This window comes from Simplicispira sp. 125 (genome assembly GCF_003096555.1).
GTDB lineage: Bacteria > Pseudomonadota > Gammaproteobacteria > Burkholderiales > Burkholderiaceae_C > Simplicispira.
This window is the reverse complement of the sequence record NZ_QEKM01000001.1, coordinates 871229-886448: the sequence shown is the minus strand read 5'-3', so window position 1 is coordinate 886448 and position 15220 is coordinate 871229. Positions and strand designations below refer to the sequence as shown.

16 protein-coding genes and 1 pseudogene are annotated in these 15220 nt (G+C 63.9%); 8 read left to right on the top strand and 9 right to left on the bottom strand.

All coding sequences use genetic code 11. The features are described 5' to 3' along the window. Nucleotides 1–84: 84 nt before the first annotated feature. The 4 genes and pseudogenes from C8D04_RS04115 to C8D04_RS04100 form a co-directional block, all read right to left on the bottom strand. On the bottom strand, nucleotides 85–840 hold the full coding sequence (locus C8D04_RS04115; protein WP_116003716.1) for an NAD-dependent deacylase: 756 nt from the start codon (nucleotides 838–840) through the stop codon (nucleotides 85–87). Continuing rightward, nucleotides 830–1579 (bottom strand): 23S rRNA (guanosine(2251)-2'-O)-methyltransferase RlmB, encoded by a 750-nt coding sequence (gene rlmB / locus C8D04_RS04110; protein WP_116003715.1) that lies wholly within the window; start codon nucleotides 1577–1579, stop codon nucleotides 830–832. The genes C8D04_RS04115 and rlmB overlap by 11 nt, the downstream gene beginning before the upstream one ends. A gap of 87 nt (nucleotides 1580–1666) precedes the next feature. Next, a pseudogene (locus C8D04_RS04105) lies at nucleotides 1667–2631 on the bottom strand (IS1595 family transposase). A gap of 109 nt (nucleotides 2632–2740) precedes the next feature. Beyond that, nucleotides 2741–3436, bottom strand: coding sequence for an ABC transporter ATP-binding protein (locus C8D04_RS04100; RefSeq protein WP_116003714.1), 696 nt, complete (start codon nucleotides 3434–3436; stop codon nucleotides 2741–2743). Here C8D04_RS04100 and C8D04_RS04095 point away from each other — a divergent pair. Continuing rightward, a complete protein-coding gene (locus tag C8D04_RS04095; protein ID WP_116003713.1) occupies nucleotides 3435–4118 on the top strand; it encodes an arylesterase in 684 nt (227 codons plus the stop codon). The genes C8D04_RS04100 and C8D04_RS04095 overlap by 2 nt on opposite strands. Before the next feature lie 29 nt (nucleotides 4119–4147). On the opposite strand, the gene C8D04_RS04090 is transcribed toward C8D04_RS04095, so the two are convergent. The 4 genes from C8D04_RS04090 to C8D04_RS04075 all read right to left on the bottom strand — a co-directional run bounded on the left by C8D04_RS04090 (nucleotide 4148) and on the right by C8D04_RS04075 (nucleotide 7090). Further along, the gene (locus C8D04_RS04090) at nucleotides 4148–4336 is read right to left on the bottom strand and encodes a hypothetical protein (protein ID WP_116003712.1); all 189 of its coding nucleotides are present in this window, start codon (nucleotides 4334–4336) and stop codon (nucleotides 4148–4150) included. A 58-nt stretch (nucleotides 4337–4394) separates the two neighbouring features. After that, nucleotides 4395–5183, bottom strand: coding sequence for a DUF2189 domain-containing protein (locus tag C8D04_RS04085; RefSeq protein WP_116003711.1), 789 nt, complete (start codon nucleotides 5181–5183; stop codon nucleotides 4395–4397). Nucleotides 5184–5289: 106 nt separating this feature from the next. After that, nucleotides 5290–6519: a PLP-dependent transferase gene (locus tag C8D04_RS04080; RefSeq protein WP_116006005.1), complete on the bottom strand. Its 1230-nt coding sequence runs from the start codon at nucleotides 6517–6519 to the stop codon at nucleotides 5290–5292. A gap of 34 nt (nucleotides 6520–6553) precedes the next feature. Continuing rightward, nucleotides 6554–7090, bottom strand: a complete 537-nt coding sequence (locus C8D04_RS04075) for a BON domain-containing protein (protein WP_116003710.1) — start codon at nucleotides 7088–7090, stop codon at nucleotides 6554–6556. 121 nt (nucleotides 7091–7211) lie between these two features. Here C8D04_RS04075 and C8D04_RS04070 point away from each other — a divergent pair, with 121 nt between their 5' ends. From C8D04_RS04070 to C8D04_RS04060, 3 genes are read left to right on the top strand one after another with little or no spacing between them, the layout of a single operon-like run. Further along, on the top strand, nucleotides 7212–8906 hold the full coding sequence (locus C8D04_RS04070) for a SulP family inorganic anion transporter (RefSeq protein ID WP_116003709.1): 1695 nt from the start codon (nucleotides 7212–7214) through the stop codon (nucleotides 8904–8906). Nucleotides 8907–8923: 17 nt separating this feature from the next. Further along, on the top strand, nucleotides 8924–9682 hold the full coding sequence (locus C8D04_RS04065) for a GGDEF domain-containing protein (protein ID WP_116003708.1): 759 nt from the start codon (nucleotides 8924–8926) through the stop codon (nucleotides 9680–9682). A gap of 10 nt (nucleotides 9683–9692) precedes the next feature. After that, a complete protein-coding gene (locus C8D04_RS04060) occupies nucleotides 9693–10532 on the top strand; it encodes a MinD/ParA family protein (RefSeq protein WP_116006004.1) in 840 nt (279 codons plus the stop codon). Nucleotide 10533: 1 nt separating this feature from the next. Here the strand turns inward: C8D04_RS04060 and C8D04_RS04055 are convergent, their stop codons facing one another. After that, complete coding sequence (locus C8D04_RS04055; RefSeq protein ID WP_116003707.1) at nucleotides 10534–11235, bottom strand: pirin family protein; 702 nt, start codon at nucleotides 11233–11235, stop codon at nucleotides 10534–10536. Nucleotides 11236–11341: 106 nt separating this feature from the next. Here C8D04_RS04055 and C8D04_RS04050 point away from each other — a divergent pair, with 106 nt between their 5' ends. From C8D04_RS04050 to trmB, 4 genes are all read left to right on the top strand, one after another. Further along, nucleotides 11342–12280: a LysR family transcriptional regulator gene (locus tag C8D04_RS04050; RefSeq protein WP_116003706.1), complete on the top strand. Its 939-nt coding sequence runs from the start codon at nucleotides 11342–11344 to the stop codon at nucleotides 12278–12280. 79 nt (nucleotides 12281–12359) lie between these two features. Then, nucleotides 12360–13454: an FAD-dependent oxidoreductase gene (locus C8D04_RS04045; protein WP_116003705.1), complete on the top strand. Its 1095-nt coding sequence runs from the start codon at nucleotides 12360–12362 to the stop codon at nucleotides 13452–13454. Beyond that, nucleotides 13451–14416, top strand: a complete 966-nt coding sequence (gene gluQRS, locus C8D04_RS04040; protein WP_116003704.1) for a tRNA glutamyl-Q(34) synthetase GluQRS — start codon at nucleotides 13451–13453, stop codon at nucleotides 14414–14416. Before C8D04_RS04045 ends, gluQRS begins: the two co-directional genes overlap by 4 nt. Beyond that, entirely contained in the window at nucleotides 14395–15210 is an 816-nt protein-coding gene (gene trmB, locus C8D04_RS04035; RefSeq protein ID WP_116003703.1) for a tRNA (guanosine(46)-N7)-methyltransferase TrmB, read from the top strand. Before gluQRS ends, trmB begins: the two co-directional genes overlap by 22 nt. Nucleotides 15211–15220 lie beyond the last annotated feature (10 nt).

The following is a 15220-nucleotide window of genomic DNA, read 5'->3' as shown; positions in this document are numbered from 1 at the left end:
CGAACCTTGAAAGATGCAAAGGGGCTGCATATTAATGACCACCCCCTCCCCTGTCCAGCCACTCAGGGACAGTGTGTGCAGAAATCACACACCGAGCAATGCAGGCAAGACCACGGCAGCGGGGCCGCGCACCACGGCATGCGCCACATCGTCCAGTGCACTGTCGGCGGTGTTCACCACCACCACCCGGGCGCCTGCGGCGCGGGCGCTGTGCGCCAGGCCTGCGGCCGGGTACACCGCACCGGCAGTCCCGACCACGAGCATCAGGTCGCACATGCGGGCCGCAGCCTGCGCAGCGTCCAGCACAGCCAGGGGCAAGGGCTCGCCAAACCACACCACATCCGGCCGAACCAGGTTGCCGCAGGCACCACAGTACGGCGGGCGCGCATCGACCGTGTTCTCCAGGTCGCAATGGGGGCACGGCAGATCGAGCCAGCGGTTGCGCTGCAGCTCTCCGTGCAGGCACAGCACCTGGGGACTACCCGCGCGCTGGTGTAACCCGTCCACGTTTTGCGTCATCAAGGTCATGCGCCCCGGGTGGTGCAGGGCGAAGTCCGCCAGTGCCCGGTGCGCGGCATTGGGCTGCACCTGCGCAACCAGGCCGCGGCGAAACTGGTACCAGTCCCACACCCGCTGCGGGTGGGACCGAAAACCCTCAGGGGTGGCCATGTCTTGGGCGCGGAACTGTGCCCAGAAGCCGGTTTGCGCATCGCGGAACGTGGGTACGCCCGATTCGGCGCTCACGCCAGCGCCGGTGAGCACGGCGATGTGTCGGGCCTGGCGCACCCCGGCGATGGCGGATTCGAGCGCTTGCGCCCCCGCCGCGGGTTCAGACGGCACGCTGGCGCAGGGCTTCGTACAGACACACACCGCTGGCCACGGACACGTTCAGGCTCTCGACCGCTCCCTTCATGGGAATGCTGACGAGCGCGTCGCAGGTTTTGCGCGTGAGCTGGCGCATACCGTCGCCCTCGGCACCCAGCACCAGCGCGACCGGGCCCTTCAGGTCTGCCTGGTAGATGGTTTGCGGGGCATCGTCGCTGGTGCCGATGATCCAGATGTTGCGCTCCTTGAGCTCGTTCAGCGTGCGCGCCAAATTGGTCACCATGAAATACGGCACGGTTTCTGCGGCACCACTGGCCACCTTGGCTACCGTGGCGTTCACGCCCACCGCATGGTCCTTGGGGGCAATCACCGCATGGGCACCTGCGCCATCGGCCACGCGCAGGCAGGCGCCCAGGTTGTGCGGGTCGGTCACGCCGTCGAGCACCAGCAGCAAAGGCTGCTCCACGCCTGCGGCTTCCAGGTCTTCCAGCAGTTCGTCGAGCGAGGTGGCCTGCGGCAGGGGCTGCACCCGCGCGGCCACGCCCTGGTGGCCATGGCTACCGGCCAGCTTGGCAATGCGCAGGCTGTCGGCCTCGATCATCCGGGCGCCCGCTTCCCTGGCGCGGTCCAGAAACTGGCGCATGCGCGCATCGCGGCGCGTGGCCTCGTAATAGATTTCAATAATGGATTGCGGCGCGGTTTTCAGGCGCACGCCCACGGCATGGAAGCCGAAGAGGACTTTGGGGCTGGACATGGCGTAATTATCCGCTGCACACGAATGCTATATAATTTATAGCTGCTATCGCTTATCCATAAAGCGCTAGAGGCCAAAAATACCTGATTAGCTACGTACCTCAGACACACGCAACATTTTCAATGGAAGAGGCCTTGTGGTTACTAGCGCCCGCAGCAGCCTTGGCAGCATGGCGGGCAGGTCAAAGCGGCGGTTGAAGCGGTAGCAGAACTCCGCCAGGTAGCGTGCAGCATATTTGGCATGATCAAACGAGTGGTACGTTCCCGCCACACTGGTCTTGAGATTGCCCAGCAGGGTGTTGACCCAGTGCAGCTGGGGCGTCTGCGCCCCCTGGCGGCCACCTCCCGTGACGTGGGGCTCATGAATAGCGCCCACCTGGCGCACCTGGGCAAAGGCAGGTGTGCCATCGCTGACCACATGACAGCCGGGCGCCAGATAGCGCTGCGCCCACTGCGCCATCTCCTGATTCGTGAAGTCCGCCACTGGCACCAAGCGCAGGTACAGCGGCCTGCCGTTCTCGCTGGTCTGTACGGCAGCTACAAAGGCGGATTTGTTGGCCGCCTTGCGTCCACCGTTGATACTGCCTGCGCGCTCGCCCCCAAGGTAGGCATCATCGATCTCCACACGCCCGCTCAGCAGATAGCGCGCATCGCGCTGGCCCATGGCCTGCATCAGCTTGTGTTTGAGCAGCCACGCTGTCTTGTAGGACACACCCAACTGGCGCTTGAGCGCCAGGGCGCTTGAATGGCGTTCTTGTGCTGGGTGAGCAAATACATGGCCAGGAACCACAGCCGCAGGGGCAGATGGGTGTGCTCCATCACGGTGCCCACGATGCTCGAACTCTGGTAGCCGCAGATAAAGCACTCCCACAGCTGGCGGCCGATGCCATTGCGGGTGAGAAAGAAGCGCTTGCAGCCGCAGTGGGCACACTGCCAGCCGTGGGGCCAGCGGGCGGCCACCAAGGCGCGTTCGCACTGTTCTTCACGGCCGTAGAGAGCCTGGAACTGGGGCAGCGACAGGCCGCGCTGGAACTGGATGGCATTCATTGACATTGCCTGCTCCTTGGCCGATGACTCGGCACTGGTTGTTGGAGGGCTGGCAATGGCGGAACGTTCACGACGAACTGAGGTATGTCGCTAATCAGGCAAAAATATCCAAAATTCAGGCCATCGCCACACGCCCGGCTTCTATCGTGATGCAGCGCTCGCAACGCTGTGCAATGCCCCGGTCGTGCGTGACCAGCACCAGCGTGGTGCCTTGCTCGCGGTTGAGGTCGAACATGAGCTGCATGATGGTCTCGCCAGTGGCGAAATCAAGGCTTCCCGTGGGCTCGTCGGCCAGCAGCACCGCCGGCTGCACCACGAAGGCCCGCGCCAGCGCCACACGCTGCTGCTCGCCGCCTGAGAGTACCTTGGGGTAGTGGCCCAGGCGCTGGCCCAGGCCAACGTGTTCCAGCATCTCGGTCGCACGCTTGCGCGCATCGCGCCGGCCTGCCAGCTCCAGTGGAAGCATCACGTTTTCCAGCGCGGTCAAGTTGCCCATGAGCTGAAAGCTCTGGAACACGAAACCAATCTTCTGCGCCCGCAAGGCGGCACGGTCGTCCTCGCCCAGAGCGAACAGGTCCTGCCCATCCAGGCGCACCGTGCCGCGCGTGGGGGTATCGAGCCCGGCGATGATGGACAGCAGCGTACTCTTGCCCGAGCCCGACGCTCCAACGATGGCCACGGTTTCCCTGTGCGCCAGCCGGAAATCAATGTCGCGCAGAATGTCGAGCGTACCCGTGGAGTCGCTGACCGACTTGAACACATGCTCGACAGCAATGACGGGGTGCGCAGGTGGCGTAGAAGAATCAGACATGAATGATGAAAGGTGTTCGAACGTGAGAACAGATCGGCTTCGGCGCCACTTTATCCTGGGCTTGGCAGCCAGCCCACTGGCGGGGCTTTGCCTGGGAACGGCGCAGGCGTCTGCCAAGGGCAGTGGGCCAACGATCCTGGTGCTGGGCGACTCCCTCAGCGCGGAGTACGGCCTGGCCCGTGGTACGGGCTGGGTGGCCTTGCTGGAGAAACGCCTGGCCGACGAAAAGGTGGCCGCCACCGTGGTCAACGCCAGCGTCAGCGGCGATACCACGTCGGGCGGCCGGGCGCGCCTGCCCGCGCTGCTGGACAAGCACAAGCCTGCCGTGGTGGTGATCGAACTGGGTGGCAACGACGCATTGCGCGGCTTGCCTATGAAGAACACGCAGGACAATCTCTCCGCCATGGCACAGGCAGCGCAAAAGGCCGGTGCCAAGGTGCTGCTGGTGGGCATGCAGGTACCGCCCAACTACGGTAGCGACTATGCGCGGCGCTTTGCCGCTGCTTTTGGAGAGGTGGCGCGCCAGCACCAAACGGCGCTGGTGCCTTTTTTGCTGGAAGGTGTGGCCAACGGGCCAGACGCTACGGCCCTGTTCCAGCCCGACCGTATTCACCCCAATGCCCAGGCACATCCGATCATGCTCGGGAACGTGTGGCCCGCACTGCGCAAGTTGCTGCGCTGAACAAGGGCCTTGGGCAGGGTGGGCGTTTATCAGGACGGGGCGTTCTCGCCACCAGGGGCGGCGGGCTGGCCGGGATGGTTCTCGGCGACTCCATCGGAAGGGGCACCGTTGGTGTCATAGCGGGGGCCTGACGCCTTAGCGCGCAGTTTTTCTTCTTTTTTCTTCTTTTTTGCCAGCTCACGCTGGCGTTTTTCGTATCCGTAATTGGGGGTTGCCAAGGTGATTGCTCTCTCTAAAGTGGAGTCCCACTGTAACAGCTTGCCCTGTGAAGAGCCTTCATGACCCCACAGCCACAGGCACCGCCACGGCCGCACGATAGGCATGCCAGCTGGCATGACCCAACAAGGGACCGACCAGCAGCAGCCCTGCGCCCCAGAAAACCATGGACGCCACCACCAGCAACGTGATCAATGCCCCCCAGAGCAGCATGACTCCGGTGTTTTCCACCACCACCCGCATGCTGGTGATGCCTGCGGTGAGTGCATCGGTGTCACGGTCCAGGATCATGGGGATGGACACCACGCTGACGGAGAACACGATGGCCGCAAAAACGCCACCCACCACGGTGTAAACAGCGACGAAGCTCCAGTTCTGCAAATTGAAAATGGCTTGCACCACGCCCGTGGTGGAGGGCATGCCAGTGTTGAAGAACACAGCAAACACCACCAGGGACGCCCGGCCCCAGAGCAGTTCCAGCACGATGAGCACCAGCACCAGCATGCCCATGCTGCCCATGTGTTTGTCCCAGCAGGTGATGGACTGGCCCAGCTCAGGCTCCAAGCCTGCCTCGCGGCGGCGGCTGGTGTCGTACAGGCCCATGGCCAAAAAAGGCCCCAACAGCAAGCAGCCGCTGGCCATCGACATGACATATTCAGGCCGCGACCGGAACACCCAGCCCAACAGCAGTGCCATGCCCCAAAAGCAGGCGCCATAGAACAAGGCAATACCCGGGGCGCAACGCATGTCCTGCCAGCCGCGCTGCAGCCAGCGCCAAGGGTCGGCCCAACGCAACGCCTGCAAGACAATAGGTTGGGTGTCGCGGTCAGAGGCAGTGTGGGTCGTCATGGCATCCAGAGGTTGTTCACCCAATGTATGCCCTCATTGCCGCTTCTTGATCTATCTCAACCGATACCCTACTCTTTCAGTCTGTTGATGGAAGGCACATGCAGCCTCAACCAAAGGCACGCTGCATGGCCTGCTCCACATCGGCTTGCAAGTCCTGCACGGCTTCCAGCCCCATGGAAAACCGCACCAAGGTGCCCGGCCGCAGGTGCGGCGAGGGCTGGCTGCGCATGCTGCCCAGCTCGTAGGGAACCACCAGGCTCATGGGGCCGCCCCAGCTGTACCCCAGCTTGAAATACTCCAGGCCATCGCAGAAGGCATCCACCTGGGCTTGGGAATACCGCGCATCGATGACCACGCTGAACAGGCCAGCAGCCAGGCCTTCGCCATCCCGGGTTGCACCGCACAGGGCTTTCCAATGGGCATGGCCCGGCGAATCGGGCAATGCGGGGTGCAGCACCTGGGCCACAGGGGTCTGCTGCTGCATCCACCGAGCCAGGGTGCGCGCGGCCTGGTCGTGGGCGCGGTAGCGCAGGCCAATGCTCGGCAGCGCGCGCAGTATGGCCTCGGCGTCGTTAGCCCCCACGCCCAGTCCCAGGTGCATGTGGGTGCGCTGGATCTGATGGTGTAAGGCGGGGTCTCTTGTAATAACGCTACCCATAAGCACATCCCCACCGCCGCTGGGGTACTTGGTGAGGGCGTGCACGGACACATCCACCGCCAGGCTGCCACTGCCATCACCCAACAGGTCGAAGGGTGCAAACGCCAGGCCCGCCCCCCAGGTATTGTCCAGCGCGGTGGGCACCCCGTTGGCGCGGCAAATGCGCACCTGCTCGCACAGGTCCGGAAATTCAAGCGTCACCGAGCCGGGTGCCTCCAGCCAGACCAGACGGGTCGCAGGCGTGATCTTGGCAGCCAAATCGGCAGTATCCAGTGCATCGTAGAACACCTGGCGCACCCCAAACTGGGCCAAAGTGGTCGAACCCATGGCCTTGTTCGGCCCGTAAGCGTTATCGGGAACCAGCACTTCGTCGCCCGCCCTGAGCAGCGCCAGGGCGACATTGCCAATCGCCGCCAGTCCGCTGGGCACCAGCACACAGTGCAAACCACCTTCGAGCGTGCACAAGCGTTCTTCCAGGGTGAAGGTGGTAGGAGTGCCATGCAGCCCATAGGTATAGCCGCTCTTGTCTTTCCACTCGCGCGTGCGCAGTGCGGCAACGCTGGGGAATATGACAGTGGATGCCTTGAAAACGCCGGGCTGCGGCGCCGCAAAGCCCACAGGGGGCTGGTAAGAATGGTGAACAATGCGGGTGGACAGGTCGGGCGCGGTATCTTTCATGGCGCCATGGTAGCGCGCAGCCACCCGCGCTTGTTCACACCGTCAAATGGTTGATGACGGAGGTGACACCCTTCACCTCCCGCGCAATGGCGGCGGCACGTTCGCGTGCAGCATCCGAAGGCGCGGTGCCGTTGAGAGTGACCACGCCACTGCGGGTGTCCACGTCGATCTTCAGCGCACTGAGGTCGGAGTCCTTGGCCAGGCCGGCTTTCACCTGTGCCGTAATGCCTGCATCGCTGGCCAGTGTGGCGGCCGAACTGGCGGCATCACGTGCCATGGCGCCCGCCTCCTGCGCTGCGGCCTCCATTTTGTCGCCCGCTTTTTCCAGTCCTTTTTCAGCCGATTGCATGGCTTTTTCACCTTGGACCTTGGCGTCCTGGGCGGCTTGCTCAGCTTTCACCTTGGCATCCTGGGCCGCCTGCTCGGTCTTTTCGACAGCGTTGTCAATCTTCTGGCCGAGCGTAGCGTCTTGGGGCTTGTCGCAAGCGACCAGTCCAAAGGCCAGTGCGGAGACAGCCACCACAGTGGCGATACGTTGGGCTGCTCGATAGGAAAAATGCTCGTTGTTCATGAAGAGACTCCTCTCAAAAATGGGATGACTGGAACTTTAGAGTCCCGACCCCGCCTGCCGGGTCAGACAGGACGGATCACAGCGTAGGACAAAGGCTCATCATCGGCACGACAATGGCGGCATGCTGCCCGTCACCATGACCCGCTGGTTTCCCTTTCTGGCCTGGCCTCGGCCCGATCGCGAGCTTCTCAAGGGCGAATTCTGGGCAGGCCTGACCGTTGGCCTGATGCTCGTGCCCCAGGGCGTGGCCTACGCCGCACTGGCCGGCATGCCACTGGTCACGGGCATTTATGCCTCGCTCCTACCGGGCCTGGTGGCGGTGCTCTGGGGCTCGTCCACCCGGCTGGGTGTAGGCCCCACGGCCCTGACGAGCCTGCTCATCGGCACGTCTCTCAGCGGCCTGGCGGTGCCGGGCAGCGCGCAATGGGTGTCTCTTGCGGTGTGGATTGCGCTGCTGTCGGGCGCACTCCAGCTCGTACTGGGCCTGGTGCGGTTTGGCTGGCTGCTCAATCTGGTCACATCCCCCGTGCTCAGCGGTTTCACACAGGCAGCCGCCTTGCTGATTCTGGCCTCGCAACTGCCGGGCCTGCTGGGGTTGCACGTATCGCTGACCGAACTGATCGGCAGCCCCAGCCTACAGCATTTCGATGTGGCGGGCGCAGCCATGGGCCTGGGCAGCATTGCGGCGCTCTGGCTGGCACGCAAGCGTTGGCCCAGATTTCCGGCCGTGATCGTTGTCATGGGTGGTGCTGCACTCATCAGCAAGACCATGGGCTACGCCGAAGGTGGCGGCGCCGTGGTGGGGGTTCTGCCCTCCGGCCTGCCTCACCCCTTCTGGCCGGGCGCTTTGCCTTGGTCCACGCTGGGCGCACTCATCATGCCGGTGCTGGTGATCACCCTGGTCAGTTTTCTGGAAACGGCCTCTAGCGCAAAAGTAGACCACCAGAGCAGCGGAACACGCTGGAATGAAAACCAGGATCTGATGGCCCATGGCCTGGCCAAGATCAGTTCAGGCCTGTGCGGCGCCTTTGCCACCAGCGCCTCGTTTTCGCGTTCGGCCATCAACCTGTATGCCGGAGCCCGCACCGGCTGGGCCTCGGTGTTCTCCTGTGTCGTGGTGCTTGTCGCCTTGCTGTGGTTGACCCCTGCGCTGCACCATGTGCCGCAATCGGTGTTGGCCGCCGTCGTAGTAATGGCTATTACGGGCCTGATCAAACCCGCGACGCTGCATAAACTGTGGCGTATATCGCGGGTCGAGGCCTCCATCAGCGCTACGACCTTCGCCATCACCCTGGCCACAGCCCCTTATTTGTATTGGGGCGTACTGGTGGGCCTGTTGATGAACCTCAGCCACTATCTTTACCAACGCCTGCACCCCCGCATCATTGAAGTCGGCCTGCACCCCGACGGCAGTCTGCGCGACCGGCAGCTGTGGCAGCTCGCCCCGCTGGCCCCCGATTTGCTGGCCCTGCGCATGGACGCGGAACTGGACTTTGCATCGGCCAGCGCACTAGAGCGCTCAATGGCCGACCGAATGGCGGCCCGCCCGGGCCTGACCGATGTCTGCCTGTTTGCCCAGCCAATCAACCGCGTCGACGTGACCGGCGTGGAAACTTTCGCCCGGCTGCAGGCACTGGTCTTGCGCGAAGGTTGCACACTGCACATCAGCGGGCTCAAACTGCCGATCGAGCAGGTACTGGAGCGCGCAGGGGTTTTAACCCCCGGACCCAAGCTGCGCATGTACCGCACCGATGCGGATGCCCTGCGAGCACTACGCCAGCTACAACCACCCGATGCACAGGTACACTCGGACTGAATTGACCCTTGTAACACGTGGCCAAAATCGCTCCCCTTCTCTCTGTTGACCTGCGCGACCTGCGCCTGGATACAGCTGCCGCTTTGCTCGGCCGTGGGGAGATTCCTCCGACGGGCACCACGCCGGCGCAGTACCTGCAAAGAATGATTGACGGGCTGTGCGACCTTTCCCTGCGCGACCCACTCACTGGCCTGGCCAATCGACGCCAGTTCCAGGCCGTACTCGAGCGGGAAATCGATCGCGTCACCCGATCGGGCGAAGCCGCATTGCTGCTGATGCTCGACATCGACCATTTCAAGCATGTGAATGACACCTACGGCCACCTGGCCGGTGACAAGGTGCTGCAGGCCGTGGCGAACACGTTGACACAATGCGTGCGGCCCATGGACACCCTGGCCCGGTATGGTGGCGAAGAATTTGCTGTGGTGTTGCCCGCCTGCCAGGCAGCCTTTGGCAAAGCGGTGGCCGAGCGCATCCGCCGCACCATCGCTACGACGCCCGTGCGCATCGACTCCAACACCGAGTTGAGCATCACCATCAGCGTGGGCGGGGCTTATGCCTTGCAATGGATTCGCTCGACCACTCCGCTTTGGACGGATCGGGCCGACCACCTGCTCTACCGGGCCAAGGCCGAAGGACGCAACCGCGTGTGCATCGAAGAACAGCCTGACAGCACTGTCACCGCAGAGGAAAAGGGCATGCTTTTTGGCCCTCTTTACACTCCATCTGGATGGGGCGACCTGAACTCCCTGAACCTCAATGACAGCGCCCACTGAAAGCAAGAAAATGAGCGACGCGCCGTCCCCCTCCACCACAGCGCCTGTCCCCGGCACACCGGCGACACAGCCCCCGGGCGCACGCATCATTGCCATCACCAGTGGCAAGGGTGGCGTGGGCAAGACCTTTGTTTCGGCCAATTTGGCTGCGGCACTTACCCGCCGTGGCCTGCGCGTGCTGGTGCTTGATGCCGACCTGGGCCTGGCCAACCTCGACGTGGTGCTCAACCTGCACCCGAAAATCACGCTGCATGACGTGTTCATCGGCAAGTCGAGCCTGGACGACGCCGTGATCGCAGCGCCCGGCGGTTTTTCCGTGGTATTGGCAGGCTCGGGCATGGTCGAATATTCGCGCCTGACGCCCGAGGTGCGCAACCAGTTTCTCAGCGTGATCCAGACGCTGGCGCCTCGCTTCGATGTGATCCTGCTCGACACGGGCGCCGGCATCTCCGATGTGGTGCTGTTCTCGGTGTCGCTGGCCTCCGAGGTATTGGTAGTAGCCACCCCCGAGCCCACCTCGCTCACAGATGCCTACGCCGCCATCAAGGTGCTGGCCATGCAACAGCAACGCCAACATATCCGCATGGTGGTCAACCAGACGGCCCGCCCGGGCGACGGGCGCGCCATCACCAGCCAGCTGCAACAGGTCCTCGAACGCTTTGTCACGACCCATTCGGGTCGCCCACTGCGCCTGATCCACATGGGTGATATCCCGGCCGATAACGCCGTGCGCGACGCTGTGATGCGCCGCCAGCTACTGCTGCTGCAGGTTCCGGGCTGTCCGGCCGCCATGGCCATCTCCCAGCTGGCGGGCAAGATCGAAGAAACCCTGCTGACCCGTGCGGCCTGAATCAGGGCAGCAAGTCAAACACCAGCACCTCGGCACCGGCGCCCTGGTCCAACCTCAGCGTGCTCTCCCGCTCCAGCAGGGCGGCATCACCCGCTGCCAAGGCTTGGCCATTGACCTGCAATGCGCCGCGCACCAGATGCACATAGCATTTGCGCTGCGGATCCAGTGCCATCTCGACCGCCTCACCCGCGTCAAAATACCCAGCATAGAGCGCTGCATCGGCGTGGATGCGCACAGATCCCTGCGCCCCATCGGACGAGGCCACCAGACGCAAGCGCCCCTGCCTTTGCTCTGCTGGAAAGGCTTTTTGCTCATAGCCAGGCGCAATCCCGTTTTGGTCGGGAAGAATCCATATCTGCAGAAAATGTGTGGTCTCACCCGGCGCATGGTTGAACTCGCTGTGCGTTACCCCCGTGCCTGCACTCATGCGCTGCACCTCGCCCGGAGCAATGGCCACCACGTTGCCCATGCTGTCCTTGTGGGCCAGGGAACCCGATAGCACATAGCTGATGATCTCCATGTCGCGGTGGCCGTGCGTGCCAAAGCCAGCGCCCGGGGCGATACGGTCCTCGTTGATGACGCGCAAGTTGCCAAACCCCATGTGGCGGGGGTCGTGGTAACCGGCAAACGAGAAACTATGGTACGACTGGAGCCAACCATGGTCGGCATAGCCCCGGTCCTGTGATTTGCGAATAGTCATCATGGTGTAGCTCCTTTTTGGGTGGCTTAATCGACCCCCCACTGTAGAAGCGACGACCGCACCTGCGGGCCTGCTGGATTGATGGAACAATTCAAATCATTTGAACCCTATGCGCTCCGCCCACGATGCTCTAACGCCCGAGAACCTGTCCATGCTGCAGGTGATTGCCGAGGTCGGCAGCTTTGCCGCAGCCGCACGGCAACTGGGGCTGGTTCCCAGCGCACTGACCTACCGCGTGCGCCAGATCGAAGACGCCCTGGATGTGCTGCTGTTCGACCGCAGCGCCCGCCAGGCGCGCCCTACCGAGGCCGGCACAGAACTGTTGCGCGAAGGCGAGCGCCTTCTGCGTGACGTGGAGGCGGTGGCCCACCGCGTGCGCCGCGTTGCCACCGGCTGGGAATCGCAGCTGACGCTTTCAATCGATGGCGCGATGTCACCCCACACCATGCTCGAACTGGTGGACGCCTTCTATGCCCTTTCACCCCCCACGCATCTCAAGCTGCGCGAAGAAATCATGACGGGGACACTGGAAGCACTCACCTCGGGCCAAGCAGACCTGGCCATCGGCATCGCGGAGGGCGGCAACACCGTAGCAGGCCTCCAGCAGGCACCACTGGGCGATCTGTTGTTTGTTTACGTGGTGGCGCCACACCACCCGCTGGCCAACGCCCCAGAACCCATCACCGATGCCACCCTGCGCGAGCACCGTGCCGTGGCCGTGGCCGATTCAGCACAGCGCGGCGGCATGACCATGGGCCTGCTCGGTGGGCAGGACGTGCTGACCGTGGACAGCATGCAAGCCAAGATACAGGTGCAACTGCGGGGGCTGGGCGGCGGTTTTTTGCCTGAGCCCATGGTGCGGCCGTATGTCGAAGCGGGCCGACTGGTGGTACGCAAGGTCGCACGGCCCGAGCGCAGCGTGCGCCTGCACTATGCCTGGGGCGGCCCGGGTTTTACCGTACCCGGCCGGGCACTGCAATGGTGGCTGAACCAGTTAAAAAGCCCTGCGACACGGCGTGCGCTGCTGGAAAACCACCACCATTTTTGATGCGCAAGCCCGCGCGAGGCGTGTAGAGTGGGTGCGTTGCACAACCCACCTGACTGACACCTGCCCGAAAGGCCCGAACATGCCCCCTCCCAAGCCCTCCCGCGCCACCCGTCTCCGAGTACCGCGCGCTGCACAAAATCCTCGTCGCATCGCCGTGATCGGCGCTGGCATGGCCGGAATAACATGCGCACGCACCCTCATGCAGGCGGGGCACCAGGTGACTGTTTTCGAAAAAAGCGACCGAGCCGGCGGCCGCACCAGCACCTTCGAAACCCCCTACGGCAGCTTTGACGCCGGAGCGCAGTACTTTACGGTGCGCGACGCCCGATTTACCCAGGCCCTGGACACGGTGCCCGGCCTGTGCCGCCCCTGGAGTGCCAACACCGTGCGCGTTCTCGACGCTGCAGGCCGCGTGGTGGCCGCCAGCCCCCTGCCCAAGGACGCGCACTGGGTTGCCAAGCCTGGCATGGGCAGCCTGGTGGCCGCTTGGGCGCAACCTTTGCAGCAGGCAGGCCGCCTGCAAACCCACACCCGCGTGGTGCGCATCGAGCCTGATCGCATGGCCCCAGGCAACTGGCAGCTCTGCACAGAAGAAACCGACGGTGCCCAGCACGTCGTCGCCGGTTTTGATGCCGTCCTCATCGCCCAGCCTGCAACCCCAGCCCGCGCCCTGCTGGACGCCAGCGGCACCGGCAGCGCGCTCTCACAGGCCATGGCCCACGTATCCCAGGCCCCCTGCTGGACACTGATGGCGGCCTTTCCGCAAGCCGTGCGCCCGGGCCTGACCACGCTGGGACCGCAATGGAATGCCGCCCGCAGCACCCACCACCGCATCGCGTGGTTGGCACGCGAGTCGTCCAAGCCAGGCCGTAACAGCATTGAGCGCTGGACGGTGCAGGCCAGCCCGGCATGGTCGGCAGAGCACCTCGAGGATGATCCCGATCGCGTGCAGGCCAAGTTGCTCAAGGCGTTTTCTGAGGTCACCGGCATCCGTGCCGCACCCGCGCATGCCGAAGTGCACCGCTGGCGTTACGCGCAGACCACCAAGCCCCTGGGCCAGAGCCACCTTTGGGACGAAGCCACAGGTCTTGGCGCCTGTGGCGACTGGTGCCTGGGCCACCGGCTCGAAGATGCCTTCATTTCCGGGCTGGAACTGGCACTCGCCATTGCATGAGCGCAGGGGGTTACGTTGGCCGGTTTGCGCCGTCGCCTACGGGCCCGCTGCATGCAGGCTCGCTGGTGGCTGCGCTGGCCAGTTGGCTGGATGCGCGCGCATGGAACGGCGGCCAGGGCGGCCGCTGGCTGGTACGTATCGAAGATGTGGACACACCCCGTTGCCTGCCTGGCGCAGGCGAACACATTCTTGCCCAGCTGGCGACCTGCGGCCTGGTGCCCGACGAACCACCGCTGTGGCAATCCCGCCGGGGCGCCCTGTACCAGCAGGCGCTGGATCAGCTTTTAGCTTGCGGACTGGCCTACCCCTGCGCTTGCACACGCAAGGACATTGAAATGGTCCATGAAGCCGCAGGCCACACACGCCAGCGCCACATTGAGCGCCCCTACCCCGGCACCTGCCGCAACGGCCTGCAGGGGCGCGCTGCCCGGTCGTGGCGTTTTGCCACCACCGATTTTATGAAAAAACAGGCTTCAACGCCCGCCTGTCAAGCGCAGTCAGCTACATTTTCGATAGCAAATAATACGCTGCACTGGACAGACCGCCGCTTGGGTTCGCAGCAGCAGGACGTACCATGCAGCGTGGGCGACTTCGTGCTACGCCGCGCCGATGGCCTGTGGGCCTACCAACTGGCCGTGGTGGTGGACGACGCCGCGCAAGCCATCACCCATGTCGTGCGCGGCGAAGACCTTGCCGACAACACGCCCCGGCAGATCCTTTTGCAGCAGGCGCTGCAACAGCCAACACCGCTGTACCTGCACACCCCGCTCGTGCGGGGTGCTGATGGCGAAAAGCTCTCCAAGCAGCATGGCGCCGCGCCGCTGGTGCTGGACAACCCGCTCCAGGCGCTGCAAGCGGCCGCCACTGTGCTGAATCTCCCCACATTGGTGCATCCTGACAACACAAGCCTGAACGATGTCTTGTCCCAGTGGGTCAAGGCATGGATGCCTCTCTACAATTGATCTCTGTGACCGCAACGCATTCCACCGCTCCCGCTCCCGCCGCTCCGTGCAGCAATGCTGCAACGCCGGACGATCGCTCTCCGCCCGCTGGCAACGCACCCGTCGGCGTAGCCTACCCCAAGACCATCAAGAGCTTTGTGCGCCGGGCCGGGCGCACTACCACCGGCCAGGCCAAAGCCTTCGAAGACCTGGGGCCGCGCTTTGTCGTCCCGTACACCGCCGCTGTGCTAGACGCCACAGCCTTATTTGGTCGCAGTGCCCCGCTGGTGCTAGAGATCGGCTTCGGCATGGGCGAAGCCACGGCGCATATCGCCCGTGTACGGCCAGAGGACAACTTCCTGTGCTGCGAAGTGCACGAACCCGGTGTTGGCGCCTTGCTCAAACGCATCGGCGAGCAGGGCCAGACGAACATACGCATCGTGCAACACGACGCCGTAGAGGTGCTGGACCACATGCTGGCCCCTGCAAGCCTGGACGGCGTGCACATCTTCTTTCCCGACCCTTGGCACAAAAAGAAACACAACAAGCGGCGCCTCATCCAGCAGCCTCTGATCGCCAAACTGGCGGCACGACTCAAGCCCGGCGGCTACATCCATTGCGCCACCGACTGGCAGCCTTATGCCGAGCAGATGCTGCAAGTGCTCGGCGCAGAACCCTTGCTGGCCAACACCGCCGAGGGTTATGCACCGCAACCCGAATATCGTCCGCTGACCAAGTTCGAAAATCGCGGCCTGCGCCTGGGACACGGTGTATGGGACCTGGTTTTTCGGCGCCGTCCGCTGGGCACTGACTGACACACCAAGC